Below are 13,691 nucleotides of genomic sequence, written 5' to 3'. Positions count from 1 at the left end.
GGTCAGCTCCCTGTCAATCCTTGTCCAAGCGGCCAACCAGCGACAGCTCGAAGCTGGCGCCCATGTACTTGAAGTGCGGACGCACCGAAAGCGCGACCTGGTACCAGCCAGGATTGCCGTCGACGTCCTGCACGACGACCCGAGCCGCCCGCAGCGGACGGCGGCTGCGGACGTCGCTCGTTGGGCTTTCCTGGTCCGCGACGTACTGGCGCAGCCAGTTGTTGAGCTCGCGCTCCAGGTCCTGGCGTTCCTTCCAGCTGCCGATCTGTTCGCGCTGCAGCACTTTGATGTAGTGCGCCAGGCGGTTGATGATGAACATGTATGGAAGTTGCGTTCCCAGCATGTAGTTGGTCTGCGCGGCCTGGCCTTCGGGTGTCTTCTGGAACACCTTGGGCTTTTGCACGGAGTTAGCCGAAAAGAATGCGGCGTTGTCGCTGTCTTTGCGCATGGTCAGCGGAATGAAACCTTCGCTTGAAAGTTCGAACTCCTTGCGATCCGAGACCAGGACTTCGGTGGGAATCTTGGCCTGCAATTGTCCCAACGATTCGTACAGGTGCACGGGCAGATCTTCTACTGCGCCACCGGATTGAGGACCGATGATGTTCGGGCACCAGCGGAACTTCGCGAAGCTGTCCGTCACGCGGCTACCCATCAGAAACGCCGTGTTGCCCCACAGGTAGTTGCGGTGGTCGCCGTCGATGGCTTCCTCATACGCAAAACTGCGCACTGGGTTTTCGAGCGGATCGTACGGCTGGCGCAGCAGGTACCGGGGCATGGTCAATCCCAGATAGCGCGAGTCTTCGGATTCACGCAAGCTACGCCACTTGGCGAAGCGCGGACCTTCAAAGATGTCCTTGACCTCTTTCAGGTTGGGCAGCTCTTCGAAGGATTCCAGATTGAGCATCTCGGGCCCGGCAGCGCCCAGGAAAGGCGCATGCGCCATGGCGCCTACGGAGGCGAGGTAGCCCAACAGCTTGATGTCCGGCGCGGAGGGGCCGAAGTTGTAGTTGCCGATCATGCATCCGACCGGCTGTCCGCCGAACTGGCCGTAGCCGGCCGTGTATACGTGCTTGTACAAACCGCTGCGGGTAATGTCGGCAGCGCTCTCGAAGTCTTCGAGCAGTTCGTCTTTCGTGACTGGCACGAACACAACTTGGATATTTTCTCGGAAGTCCGTGCGCTGGACGAAGTCGAAGAGGGCTCGCCAGATGGATTCGAGCTGTTGGAATTCGGGCTGATGCAGAATGGCATCCATCTGCTTGCTGAGCTTGCGATCAATGGCGGCAAGCATCTGGTCGACCAGATGCTTGTTGATCGGCTGTTCGCGAGACTCGGACTTGAGCATTTCGGACACGAAGGCTGCGACTCCGCGCTCGGCGACTGCATAACCTTCCTGGCTGGGCTCGATGCGGGTCTGGGCCATGATCTGGGCCAGCAATCCGCCAGGGGGCAGGCTGTCGGCGTGTTCCTGGAACTCGGCAGTTTTGGCTTTGGTCATCGGTGCGTCCTTGAGAACCTAACAGAGTGGGTTTGAGACGGAGCCCGGCATCACGCCTGAGGCGTCGCCAGGAGTTGGTCGAGTTCCTGCGCCAGTTTTCCGCGCGCGCTGTCGTCACCCAAAAGGGTCTGGATCTGCTTGCGGAACGCGGGGATGTTGCCCATGGGTCCCTTGAGCGCAACGAGGGCTTCGCGCAGTTCCAGCAGGCTCTTCAATTCGGGAACCTGGCGGGCGATGGCGTCGGGACTGAAGTCCTTGATGCTGTGGAATTGGAGGTTGACGCTGAGGGTGTCGTTGTCGCTGCCTTCTTCTAGCGTGGCCGGGACGTCCACTTTCAAATTCAGACCGGCTTCGGCCATGACTTCGTTGAAGGTGTCTTTATTGATTTGAATGGCGGGGCGGTCTTCCAGCGGCGTTTCGTCGCCGTGGCCCCTGAAGTCGCCGAGCACCATCACTTTCAGTGGCAGTTCTATTTCCTGCTGCTCATCGCCCGTCGCGGGGATGTAGCGGATGTTGATCCGCTCTTTCGGTGCAACTGAACCAACTTTCGACGCCATGGGTAACTCCTTTCAAATATTCGAGCCGTTTATTCGTCCGCTCCGGAAGGCATGGAAGTCCGCGTTGGTAGACGCCGGAATATCAGGTCTTCTGGCTGGGTGTCGCAAAACCAGGTGCCGCCAGCGACACACAGGATGAAGTCAAAAATGAGCTGTGCATTTTGCGGTGCGATCGGAAACGTTGGACATATAAAAAGTTCGAAAAATAAGAGGGATTAATCTGACTCTTATCAAAAATATGATTTGTGATAAGAAATAAAGGACGTTCGCCGAATATTCGAATTAGTCCGATTGATAGTTCCGACTGGCCGTGTTTTCTTAATGCGCTTGTCTTTTACAGACTTAGCGCGTGAACAATAAATGCAGGGTTCGGCATTCAAAGTGAATGCCCTGCATGGCAGCCATATTCCATGCGTCTGCATGCCCCGCAAAACCAAATGGTGAAAACTCCCATGGCCACGAGGAAATTCCGGCATGATCTCCATTGATCTGGCTGCTTTGCTTGACAGGTTGCACGCCGTCGGGCGGCACGCACTTGAGGAAGCCGGCAGTCTGTGCATTCGACAGCACGGGGCAGAGGTCACGGTTGCCCATTTGCTGTACAAGTTTCTGGATCAACCGAAGTGCGACGTTCGCTGCGTTCTGGCGAACACGGACGTCGACCTGGACGCGCTGCGCGAGGCGCTTGCCAGCACATTTCCCAAACCCGATAGCGGGCACGGCCACGCCTACCCTTCGTTCTCGCCATTGCTGCTGGAGTTGATGCACGACGCCTGGCTGCTGAGCTCACTGGAACTGGCACAAGCCGAAATCCGCACCGGAGCGCTCCTTCTGGCGGCATTGCTCAGCCCCGCTCGTTACCTGCCTTATCCGTCGATGCGGCTGTTCGAGGGTGTTAATCGGGAGACACTGCGCAAGCGTTTCACCGTATTGCTGGCCGACTCTTCGGAAGCGCCCCTGCAAGCGGATTCGGCATCTAATAAATCGGCGCCAGCTGGGGCTGACAGTGCGTTGAGCAAGTACGGACACGATTTCACCGCCCAGGCGCGTGCGGGCAACATCGATCCCGTGCTGTGCCGGGATGCCGAAATCGACCTGATGATCGACATCCTGTCGCGCCGGCGCAAAAACAATCCAATCGTGGTCGGCGAAGCGGGGGTTGGAAAGAGCGCCGTGGTAGAAGGGCTGGCCCAACGGATCGTCGAGCAGCGTGTGCCCTCACCGCTGCGCGACGTGACGTTGTGGGGACTGGATCTGGGCGCCCTGCAAGCGGGGGCCTCGGTCAAAGGCGAGTTCGAAAGACGCCTGAAGGTGGTCATCGACGAGGTCGAGAACGCGGCGCGGCCGATCATCCTGTTCATCGACGAGGCTCACACGCTGATCGGGGCCGGCAATGCAGCTGGCGGCAGCGATGCGGCGAACTTGTTGAAACCCGCACTGGCGCGCGGCGAACTGCGCACGATCGCCGCCACGACCTGGTCCGAATACAAGAAGTACTTCGAGAAGGATCCGGCGCTGAGCCGGCGGTTTCAATTGGTGCAGCTGGCTGCGCCCAGCGTGGAGCAGGCCATACACATTCTGCGCGGCCTGCGTGGCGTCTATGAAGACGCCCACCAGGTAACCATTTCCGACGATGCCCTGAAGGCTGCCGCTGTCCTGTCTTCCCGGTATCTCTCGGGCCGCGAATTGCCGGACAAGGCCATCGATGTCCTGGATACGGCTTGCGCCCGAGTCGCGACCGCGTTGGCCGAGCCGCCGCGACGTATCGCCTGGTTGGAAAACGAGCTGAGGCAGGTGGATGCCGAGGCCGACCTGCTGTGGCGCGATGCGCGTGCCGGACGAAAGCCCGACACCGGCAGGCTGGCGGCGCTGGACGTGACGCGGCAACAGATTCGCGATTCCATCGAGCAGTTGCAGGCCGCCTGGCGCGAGCAAAAGGTGTTGATCGACCAGATCGTCGCGCTCCGTGCGGGTGACTCGCAGGAAGACTCCGCATCGCGCCTGGAAGCGATGGTCGAACAACTGGCCGAGCTGCAGCGCGACGGAGCGCTGCTGCATGCGGATGTTGGCCCCGAGCAGATTGCACAGGTCATCGCTGACTGGACCGGCATTCCAGCCGCCACCATAAGTAGCGATCAGTTCCGGCGGCTGGAAAAGTTGCCCGACACGCTGCGTGAGCGTGTCAAGGGGCAGAACGCCTCACTGGACGTCTTGCACCGGCGTCTGATGACGGCAATGGCGGATCTGCGGCGGCCCGGAACGCCGATGGGGGCCTTTCTGCTGGTCGGTCCGAGCGGGGTGGGGAAAACAGAGACGGCATTGGCCCTCGCAGACGCGCTCTTTGGTGGCGAACAGTTTGTGACCACCATCAATATGTCTGAGTATCAGGAGAAGCACACCGTATCCCGCTTGTTGGGCGCTCCGCCCGGGTACGTCGGTTATGGAGAAGGCGGCGTATTGACCGAGGCCATCCGTAAGCGGCCTTACTCCGTGGTCCTGCTGGACGAAGTTGAAAAGGCGCACCCCGAGGTGCTCAATATCTTCTACCAGGCTTTCGACAAAGGCGAGCTTGCCGATGGCGAGGGCCGGCGCATCGACTGTCAAAACGTGCTGTTCTTCCTTACCTCGAACTTGGGGTTCGATCACGACGGCGGTTCGCTTTCCGATGTCGGAAGCGATGCGTTGCGGGCACACCTCACGAAATTCTTCAAACCCGCGTTGCTGGCGCGCATGCAGGTGGTCAAGTATTCGTATCTGGACGAGGAAACCCTTGGCGAGATCGTCGAGAGCCGCCTGCAGCGTCTTGAAAGGCAGTTCAACGACCGCTATCAGGCGCAACTGATGATAGACGCCGCCGCGCGGGATGAATTGCGGGCGCGATGCCTTCGTCACCAGAACGGCGCGCGGTTGCTGGATGCCAGCATCGATGGCGACATGTTGCCGCCGCTGTCGCTGGCTGTATTGAAACATCTTGCAGGCGGGCAGCGTTTCCGGCAGGCCACGGTCAGCTGGGACGGCGCTGTTTTTCACGCAGACCTGGAGTCAGCGTAATGTCCTTGAGTGCCCAAGGCGCCGCCGCGCTCGCACGGACATTGGTGCAGGCCAGCGGCGTTGCGTCGCTGGCCGACCGGTTCTTCTCAGGCGTTTGCTCCACGCCAGGCATACGTTACGGGGTTTGCTATTGGCCGGAGACGGCGGGAGACAGTATCCGGCCAATTGCCAGCCATGGCGTGGCGCTCGATATGCTGCCGGCCTATCCCTTGCAGGACCTGGACAATCCCATCGTTTACTGTCTGACGACCGGTCAGACGCGTCATGTCGCGCGCGTTGATAGCTTGTGCGGCGTCGAAGGCGGGTACGAGGAGCTTCGCGAAAAGCTGGCGGCCGCTGATGCGTGGCTGGTCGTGCCGCTTCTGGACGCGCGCCGCAAGGCCGATGCCGTGCTGCTTCTGGCCGGCGCGGCGCCCGCACTGCACGCATGGACTGCAGACCCGGCATGGCAAGAGTTGTGCAGGTTGTTTGACGCAGTGCTGACTGGCCTGCGCGATCGCTTGGGCTCGGACGAGCGGGCGCAGACCCGTCAGGGCATGCTGGCGCAGCAGTCAGAGACGCGAGGACGTCGCCGCCTACTGTCTGCCGGCTTCATCGGCGCCGGGCCCGCCGCACGGCGACTGCGCGAAGACATGCTGCGTTTCGCCGACTCTTCCTTGTCGCTGCTTGTCACAGGCGAGACGGGCGCCGGCAAGGACCACGCTGCATGGCTGATACATCAAGCCTCCGCGCGCAAGGGCAAATTTGTGCCGGTCAATTGCGCGGCCATTCCCAAGGATCTCATCGAGGCCGAACTATTTGGCGCTGTCCGCGGCGCCTACACCGGCGCGACTCAGGCTCGGACAGGCCTGGTCGCCGAAGCCGATGGAGGCACGCTGTTTCTGGACGAAATCGGCGATATGCCCTTGAGTCTGCAGGGGACTCTGCTGCGCCTGCTCAATGAAAAAAAATACCGGCCAGTGGGCGCGACACGAGAGCGTCCTTCCGACTTTCGGCTGATCTGCGCAACCCATCGCGCCTTGGCGGATCTGGTGCGGGATGGCCAGTTCCGCGAAGACCTGTACTTTCGCATTCGCCAGCTGACGCTGCACATTCCCCCCTTACGCGAGCGCCTCGAAGACATCCCGGCGCTGGTGGCCAACATTCTGCTTGAGCACAACCGGTCCTTTCCCGGGCGGGTTGCCGGAATTTCCGACAACGCGATGGCGCAGCTCCAGCGCCATCGTTTCCCGGGCAACGTCAGGGAGCTGCGCAGTTTGGTGCTGGCAGCGGCAGAGCGCACACCTGCGGGCAAGCGTATCCAGACCAACCGGCTGGTTGAGCTGACGCGCGGCGAGCACGCGCCGGAGAACGATGAGACGGGAGACGCCATCCTGCAGCGTTTATGGCACACCGACAACCTTCCCGAAGCGCTGGCCGCGTTCGAGCGCTTGTTATTGGAAGACCGTCTACGCCAGGCCGCGGGGTCGCGCCGTGTGGCCGCGCAGAGTTTGGGCATTCCCAAACGCACCCTGGCGCGCAAGTGCCTGGATCTGAATCTGACTGGAGAGGAAGCAATATGAAGCGATTTCGGGCGTTGCTGCTTGCTGCCACGGTGCTGGCGGGCTGCGCTGCGGCATCGGGCGCGATGGCGTCGGGCCGTGACTGCAAGACTATCGTGTCGGCGATCGAGCGGCTTGCCTGTTTCGACGCGCAAGCGGGTACCCCCCCTGCGGCCGCTGCGGGCACCGAAGCACCCGTGATCGCGCTGCCCGACTTGGCACGCGTGCCGGACATCGTGGCGCTGGTGCAGCGCAACGAGTCACGCCGCAAGGCAGATCAGTTCGGCATGTTGCTGTTGCGCTTGGACGATGCGATACCCGGCCAGCACAAGGTCGTGATCTCCGCGCCTGCCCGGGAGGCAAGCGCGCCGCCGCCACTGCTGGCGATAAGTTGCCTGCAAAACATCTCGCGCCTGCAACTCATCACGGCGCAACCCCTCGAGGTAAGCCGCGTGCACATCCGCCTGCTGCTTGATGGCAGGCAAATAACAGCGAGCCGGCCCTGGCTGGTCGTGGACGGTGGCACGGTGACCGACGCCGGCCGCGGGCTGGTCGCCATAGAGCAGCTTCGCCATCTGACGCGGCCGGCTCAGCTGGTGCAATTAGAGAGCGACCACGCCATGTTTGACGGGCTCACGTTCGATGCGGCAGCGCTCCATGAATTGATGGCGCAACAACGCGAGGCTTGTCATTGGTGAGCACATTTCCCCCGCTGGATATCGACAGCATTCTTTCGCCCATATCGCCCGATCGGCCGGCCGGAGATTTCGACGAGGAAGACAACGCCTACCAGAGCATCGAAACCGAAATGATGAAGCTCGGTGGATTGCAAGAGGCGACCATCGATTGGGGCTTTGTGGATTGCGCTTCGCGCCAGTACCTGCAATCGCAGTGCAAGCATTTGCGCGTTGCTGCGCAGTTGTCAACCGCCCGCATGCGCGCTGGCGGTTGGCGCGGCTGGGCCGAGGCGGCCGGCGTATTGGCCGGCATGAGCTGTCAGTACTGGACCGAAAGCCACCCGAAACCTGGCGCTGCTGGCTTGTTGGCCAAGCGGCGCCTGATGTCCCAGCAGCTTGAGCGTCTGGCCGAGGCACTGACCAGGTTGGACGGCGCCGGATACGCTGACGAATACTACAAAGCCGCTCAGCAGGCGTTGGACAAGCTGCAGGGCTGCGCGAGCGAAACGAAGCTGGACATGCCGGCGCTAACGCGACTGGAATCGCAGCTAAGGTTGAAGTCCGAAGCGACTCGCGCGCCCGAACTCGCCGAGGCGCACCACGAACTTTCATCGCAGACGTCTGGAATCACCGAGGCGTTCTTCACGCCTGTCGCGGTGGGATCGGGCAACGAGCGCGAAACGCGGCGCTCGCTGCTGGCCATCGCCGACCTCATCAACCACCAGGATGCCTATGACCCCACGGGTTATCTGCTGCGCCGCTTTGCCCTTTGGGCGCACCTGAGCATTGCCCCGTCGACCCGCAAGGATACGCTTCGGACCGAGCTGATGGCCGTTCCCGCCGAGACCGCTGAGGCCTATTGGGATGCGCTGAGAGCCAATGCGGTCGATCCGGCCCTGCTTCAACGGGTCGAGAAAAGCATCACCTCGTCACCGTATTGGCTGCGCGGCAGCTATCTAGCGGCCGGCATCGCACGGCGACTGGAAATGCAGAACGTCGCCGAAGCCATACGGCAGGCCACTGAGCGCTTTGTCGCAAAACTGCCAGCGCTTGTGAAATTGCAGTTCGCTGATGGCCGGGCTTTCGTCGATGGCGAGACGCAGGCCTGGATCAGCGGCGCTGATGACGCTAGCACCAGGCTAGGCGGCGGACATGAGTATCCCGTGCTGCGTGACGAGTTGCGCGAGGCGCTGGAAGCGACGGGTGTGGAATCGATGCTCAGGCGTCTGGACACTCTTCAGAAGGCATCCGCCGATCCGCGGCATGGTTGCCATGTCATCGCGATCGCAGCCGAATTGCTAGGCGCCCGCGGTCTGGCGTGGCTGGCAGATGGGCTTTACGCGCGGGCACATCAGATCATGCAAGGCGCGACCGCAGCGCAGTGGGAGCCGAGTTTGTTCGGTCTGCTGGAGCGGCATCTGCACACCGAAATCGAATGCAAGAAAATGGAGCAACCTCATGTTTAAGATTTGGTCGAAGGTGAAACGTTATGGCCAGCCCATACTGAGGTGGACAAAGCAGGGTTTGCCCTTGGCGTTGCTGATGATGCTGGTGATTGCCCTGGCAGCTATTTGGTGGCTGGGCCCCCTGTGGACGGTGGACGAATACCAGCCTCTGGCCAGTGTCGCCGCCCGCCTAATGGCAGCGCTCGTGGTGCTGGTGCTGCCGTTGCTGGTGTGGGCTATTGGGCTGCGCAGGCGGAACGTGGCGTTGGAAGCAGAGCGGGCCCAAGCGCAGCAGCAAGAAGACGATCCCTGCTTGCGGCACGTGCAAGCCCAGGAACGCGATCTGGAAAAGAGTCTCGGCCTGCTGCAGGCCAACCTGAAAGGCCGCAACGCGCTCTATCAATTGCCCTGGTATCTCGTGCTGGGGCAGGAGAACGCCGGAAAGACCAGTTTCATCAACCGGTCCAGCCAGACTTTCTCGCTGACCGGCGAGGTCAAGGCGGGCAGCCAACGGCTGGAGGCAGACGTCGACAGGATCTATCGGATCGATTGGTGGATAGGCGATCATGCTGTGCTGATCGATCCGCCTGGCGAACTGATCAGCCAGCCTCAGATTCCGGGACACCTGGGACAGGCTGCCGCTTCCGAGGACAATGAAAAATCGCCAACCGGAGCGGTTGCCGAACGCCCGCGCTTGCCCGAGGACCTGCATCCCCGCCTGTGGGAAAGTTTCGTAGGCTGGCTGGGGCGAAGTCGCAGCCGCCGGCCGCTCAACGGCGTCGTGCTGATTGTCAGCCTGGTGACCTTGCTCAATCAGCAGCCCAGCGACCGCAAGGCGCTGGCTTCGTTGTTGCGGGCCCGGCTGGCCGAACTCACGCGTCAACTTGGTACCCGGCCTCCTTTGTATGTCGTGTTGAGCAAGTTCGACCTGCTCGAAGGCTTCGAGCCGCTGTTTTCCCGGCTAACCAAGTCCGTGCGCGAGGACATCTTCGGCTTTACGTTTACGCTCGACGCTGTTCAGCGTTACGACGCCTGGCGCGACGAACTCGGCGCGCAATACGATGAGTTCCTCAAGCGCCTCAATGAGCAGGTCTTCGATGCGTTGGCGGATGTGCGCGAACTGAGCCAGCGCGAAGCCCTCTATTCGCTGGCCCGGCAGCTGACCGGCATGCGGGCGCTCTTGATGGAGTTTCTGACCGATGTGTTGGGCAGCGACCGATATCTCACGCCGGCATTGCCGCGCGGCGTGTTTCTGTCGTCGGTCTTCCAGCAAGGTGTGCTGACCAACGCCTTTTTGTCATCTTCGTCGCAAAACTACGATATCCGTGAGCCGGTACCGACCGCGCACCCCAGCGGCCGCGCCATGGTGTACTTCGCCCAGCAACTGTTCCAGCGTGTCGTCTACCCCGAAGCTGGTCTTGCCGGCGATAACCCGCGCGTGCGGGCGGAAAAAAGGCGGGCGTTGGCATTGCGCTTCTGTGCGGCGTCGCTGGGAAGCGCAGTCCTTATTGGTGGCTGGTATCACTACTACGGCGTGAACCGGGACAAGGCGATGAGCGTGCTGGAGCGCAGCCGCGCCTTCAGCGCCCACGCCATCGACGGCAAGCTGGATACGACTGGCCGCAATCTGCTTCAGCCGCTGGACCAGATTAGCAGCGCGGTGGCGGTTTATGGCGATCACCGCGAGGCGTGGCCGTTTGTGGCAGACATGGGCCTTTATCAGGGATGGAAGATTGGGCCTAAAGTGGATCAGGCCTATCTCACGCTGCTGTCTCAACGATTTCTGCCGGCGCTCGCCGATGGCGTGATGGAGCATCTTGACGGGACGGTGGTGGACAGCGATGCGCAGCTCGAAGCGTTGCGGGTGTACCGCATGATCGAAGACCGCCCCAACCGCCGGCCGCCGGTCGTGGAGCGTTGGATGGGGCATCAATGGGCCCAGGCTTTTCCCGGCGAGGACAAGGTGCAGCGCGCGTTGATGCGACACCTGGATTACGCGATGAAGTATGCCGATACCGAGTTGCCTCAGTTTCATGAGCGCGTGTCGGTCGTGCAGCGCGACCTGCGGCAGATCCCGCTGCCGCAGCGCGTTTACATGACCATGCGCCGTCAAGCGGGTGACACCCTGAGGTCGCCGCTCGACCTGCGCAACGAGATCGGACCGGCCTTTGACGTCGTCTATCAGCCCACGGGCTTGGACAAGGAAGGGGCGCTGGAGCATGTGTCCGACGGCCGCATCGACGCGCTGTTGACGGCCAAGGGATTCCACGGCTACTTTGCGCCGCACAGCCAGGATCTGACCGAGCTGGCGATGATCGATCAATGGGCGTTGGGGGAGCGGCGCAACATCGATTATTCGCAGGCCGACAAGCGCGCGCTGGCCGAACGAATCCAGGCCATCTATGGCCGCGACTACATCGACACGTGGCAACGCAACCTGAATCAGCTTGAGGTGCGCGACTTTCACGACCTGGCCGAGGCGGTCAATGTCCTGGGCACGGTGACCAGTCCTGCGGCGCCGTTGCGCCGGCTGGTGGAAACGGTGCGCGACAACAGTGAGTTTGGCGATACACCGGCAGCGGGCGTTTCCGCGCTCGCAAGCAAGGGCGCCACGCCTGCGCAAGTTGCGGGCGTGACGGACAGGGCGGCCGCCGACAAGGATGCGCAGGAAGCCGGGCCGATTCTCGGCATCTCTCGCGCGTTTGCACCCATGAGCCAACTGCTGCAGGCCAAGGGGGATCGGGCGTCCTATCTGGACGAGACCTTGGTGGCAATTTCAAGCGTGCAGGACAAGGTGCGCACGGTGCACGACAGCCCCGATCGCGGCAAGTCGGCGCTTGGTGTGGTGCTGGAGCGTTTCGGGCTGAAGGGGCCCGATCCCATCAGCAATCTGCAACGCATTGCGGCCGGCCTGCCGGAGCCCTTGAACCGCCAGGTAGGCAAGCTGGCCAATGAGTCCTCGCGGGTCATTTTGGTAGAAGCCTTGCGAGAACTGGAGCGCCGCTGGGATATCGATGTGTATCGGTTCTACCGCGAGCGTCTGGCGAACCGTTATCCGTTCAATCCAACCAGCCGTGAGGAAGTGGCGCTGGACGACTTTACGGCGTTTTTCGGTCCGCAGGGGCGCCTGCAGCAGTTCCGCGAAAAGTATCTGAACCTGTTCATCGAGGACAATCTGGAGGCGCTGTATTCCGAGAGCCTGGGCGGTTATCTGGTGCGAGCGGACGTGTTGACTCAGCTTGAGGCCGCGGAAAGGATCCGAGACGCCTTCTTCAACAGCCGCGGGTCGTTGGGCGTGCAGTTCCACGTCGAGCCGCTGGGCATGGCGCCAAGCAAACGCAGCAGCTCGCTGAGCGTGGAAGGCCAGTTGGTCAGCTATAACCACGGTCCTACCACCAGCACGGCACTGATCTGGCCGAACACACTGGCGTCCAGCAATGAAAGCCGCATGACGTTGGTGCACGCGGGGGGGAGCAGCAGCGCGCTGAGTTATCGCGGTCCATGGTCGCTTTACCGCCTGCTCAGCCAAGCTCGGCTCAACGGCGCCACCAGCACTAGCGTGGACATCAGCTTCGCCGCCCCGGACGGCGGCATGCGTTACCGCATCAGTACCGAGAAGGCCAATAATCCGTTCACCCAGCCGCTGTTCAAGGGCTTTGCCTTGCCGCAGACGCTTCTGGAGGATGGGGTTCAGGGGCACGCCTCGGGCGCGGCGACGCCGGCGCAACGTGCGCGGCAGGTGCCATTGGCGCGGAGCGCGCAACGGTCAAATCTGCGGTGAGGAGGCAGGGCGCTGATAGAGCGCTCCTGCCATCCGAAAGGATGTGGGTTACTCCACCAGCCAGCCGGCTTCGCCCTCTACGAGTGTGCCGCCATGGCTGGTTCGGTCGCCTTGGCGTGCTGCTGGTTGTCCTTCGATGATCGTGCCGGGCGAGCCCGTTTGAATGATGGCGCCGCAACTGATGCGGTCGCCGATGCGCGCCACGGCGCGTCCATCGACCATGGCTTCGCTTGCGCCGGTGACGACCGTGCCGTTGCCATGGAGCGGGCAGCTGTGCCGGTGTCCAACAAGAACAATGGGTCTCACGCTGGGATTCCTGAAATGAGATGGCTTGAGGTGAGGGAGAGGGACGCGGCATCCCGGGGCTTACCGCACGACCGGCGCGCGATGCGCCGGCCATGCTCAGAAGCCCGGGATCAGGCTTCTTGCGGCTTGCGCCAGTCGTCCGAGGCCTCAGTGCCGGCGATGGCGTGGGTCCAGGTGATCTTGCGATAGGCCATGGCGACCTTGACCAGCTGGGTGTACTCGGCCTTGCTCGGGTCTTGCGCGTGCGGTAGCGCCGTGTTGATGTTGACGATGGTGGCGTCTTCGAGCTTGGTGGTGAAGAAGTGCTCCTGCTTGCCTTCGGTCGAGGTGCGATACCACTTCACCTCGACTTCCGGCAGCATTTCGCCTGAGGCCAGGGCCTGATACATCAACGGGGTGGCCTTGTTCAGGGGCGCCGTGAACACGAAGGGCTTGTGGACGCGCTGACCCGACGGCTGGCCGCTTTGCGGGTCGGTCGGCGTGGCGATCAGGTGTTCGATTTCCTGAACCAGGATCTGATCTTCATGACCTTCCTGGTACACGTTGCCCACGGAGTCGGCAGTGAACGCGCCTTGGGTGATGTTGCCCTGCGTCTTGCCCTGGATGCTGATATAGGCGGGAGTCGGCATTTGCTGGATTCCTGTAAAGGTTGCGAAAGGGTCTGATCGGCCCTTGTGCCATCGGCGATGGCTCAACCTTCAATGCAAAGTCCGTGCCAGTTTGGGCTTCCACGCATGTTTATGCTTTGTTTTCAATTGCTTATCTGCATTTGCGTGCGTCGCCGCTTCGTCTTGGATTGCCAAAAATAACGGAAAGTGTTTTTCTCGCCCGCAAT

9 protein-coding genes are annotated in these 13,691 nt (G+C 61.8%); 5 read left to right on the top strand and 4 right to left on the bottom strand.

Annotation, left to right across the window (positions count from 1 at the left end; all coding sequences use genetic code 11):
• Positions 1 to 13: 13 nt before the first annotated feature.
• Together tssC and tssB are read right to left on the bottom strand one after the other, a co-directional pair.
• On the bottom strand, positions 14 to 1,498 hold the full coding sequence (gene tssC, locus QEP15_RS23275; protein WP_152382768.1) for a type VI secretion system contractile sheath large subunit: 1,485 nt from the start codon (positions 1,496 to 1,498) through the stop codon (positions 14 to 16).
• Between the two features lie 50 nt (positions 1,499 to 1,548).
• Positions 1,549 to 2,055 carry a type VI secretion system contractile sheath small subunit gene (tssB, locus tag QEP15_RS23270; RefSeq protein ID WP_152382767.1) on the bottom strand — a complete coding sequence of 169 codons (507 nt, stop codon included), beginning with the start codon at positions 2,053 to 2,055 and terminating at the stop codon, positions 1,549 to 1,551.
• A 474-nt stretch (positions 2,056 to 2,529) separates the two neighbouring features.
• Here tssB and tssH point away from each other — a divergent pair, with 474 nt between their 5' ends.
• From tssH to tssM, 5 genes are read left to right on the top strand one after another with little or no spacing between them, the layout of a single operon-like run.
• On the top strand, positions 2,530 to 5,106 hold the full coding sequence (gene tssH, locus QEP15_RS23265) for a type VI secretion system ATPase TssH (RefSeq protein ID WP_152382766.1): 2,577 nt from the start codon (positions 2,530 to 2,532) through the stop codon (positions 5,104 to 5,106).
• Positions 5,106 to 6,668 carry a sigma 54-interacting transcriptional regulator gene (locus QEP15_RS23260; RefSeq protein WP_217618251.1) on the top strand — a complete coding sequence of 521 codons (1,563 nt, stop codon included), beginning with the start codon at positions 5,106 to 5,108 and terminating at the stop codon, positions 6,666 to 6,668. Before tssH ends, QEP15_RS23260 begins: the two co-directional genes overlap by 1 nt.
• Positions 6,665 to 7,345, top strand: coding sequence for a type VI secretion system-associated protein VasI (vasI, locus tag QEP15_RS23255; protein WP_217618252.1), 681 nt, complete (start codon positions 6,665 to 6,667; stop codon positions 7,343 to 7,345). The genes QEP15_RS23260 and vasI overlap by 4 nt, the downstream gene beginning before the upstream one ends.
• The gene (gene tssA, locus QEP15_RS23250; protein ID WP_152382764.1) at positions 7,342 to 8,790 is read left to right on the top strand and encodes a type VI secretion system protein TssA; all 1,449 of its coding nucleotides are present in this window, start codon (positions 7,342 to 7,344) and stop codon (positions 8,788 to 8,790) included. Before vasI ends, tssA begins: the two co-directional genes overlap by 4 nt.
• Positions 8,783 to 12,550, top strand: a complete 3,768-nt coding sequence (gene tssM / locus QEP15_RS23245; RefSeq protein ID WP_280148165.1) for a type VI secretion system membrane subunit TssM — start codon at positions 8,783 to 8,785, stop codon at positions 12,548 to 12,550. The genes tssA and tssM overlap by 8 nt, the downstream gene beginning before the upstream one ends.
• A gap of 48 nt (positions 12,551 to 12,598) precedes the next feature.
• Here the strand turns inward: tssM and QEP15_RS23240 are convergent, their stop codons facing one another.
• Together QEP15_RS23240 and QEP15_RS23235 are read right to left on the bottom strand one after the other, a co-directional pair.
• Positions 12,599 to 12,856 (bottom strand): PAAR domain-containing protein, encoded by a 258-nt coding sequence (locus QEP15_RS23240; protein WP_280148164.1) that lies wholly within the window; start codon positions 12,854 to 12,856, stop codon positions 12,599 to 12,601.
• A gap of 110 nt (positions 12,857 to 12,966) precedes the next feature.
• Complete coding sequence (locus tag QEP15_RS23235; protein ID WP_063954754.1) at positions 12,967 to 13,485, bottom strand: Hcp family type VI secretion system effector; 519 nt, start codon at positions 13,483 to 13,485, stop codon at positions 12,967 to 12,969.
• Between the last annotated feature and the right edge of the window lie 206 nt (positions 13,486 to 13,691).

Source organism: Achromobacter mucicolens (genome assembly GCF_029866465.1).
Taxonomy (GTDB): Bacteria; Pseudomonadota; Gammaproteobacteria; order Burkholderiales; family Burkholderiaceae_B; genus Achromobacter; species Achromobacter mucicolens.
This window is presented reverse-complemented; position numbering and strand designations above follow the sequence as displayed.

Excerpts from the sequence above, each read along its gene's own strand:
- tssC (WP_152382768.1), bottom strand. The coding sequence starts at position 1,498 with ATGACCAAAGCCAAAACTGCCGAGTTCCAGGAACACGCCGACAGCCTG.
- tssB (WP_152382767.1), bottom strand. The coding sequence starts at position 2,055 with ATGGCGTCGAAAGTTGGTTCAGTTGCACCGAAAGAGCGGATCAACATC.
- tssH (WP_152382766.1), top strand. The coding sequence starts at position 2,530 with ATGATCTCCATTGATCTGGCTGCTTTGCTTGACAGGTTGCACGCCGTC.
- QEP15_RS23260 (WP_217618251.1), top strand. The coding sequence starts at position 5,106 with ATGTCCTTGAGTGCCCAAGGCGCCGCCGCGCTCGCACGGACATTGGTG.
- vasI (WP_217618252.1), top strand. The coding sequence starts at position 6,665 with ATGAAGCGATTTCGGGCGTTGCTGCTTGCTGCCACGGTGCTGGCGGGC.
- tssM (WP_280148165.1), top strand. The coding sequence starts at position 8,783 with ATGTTTAAGATTTGGTCGAAGGTGAAACGTTATGGCCAGCCCATACTG.
- QEP15_RS23235 (WP_063954754.1), bottom strand. The coding sequence starts at position 13,485 with ATGCCGACTCCCGCCTATATCAGCATCCAGGGCAAGACGCAGGGCAAC.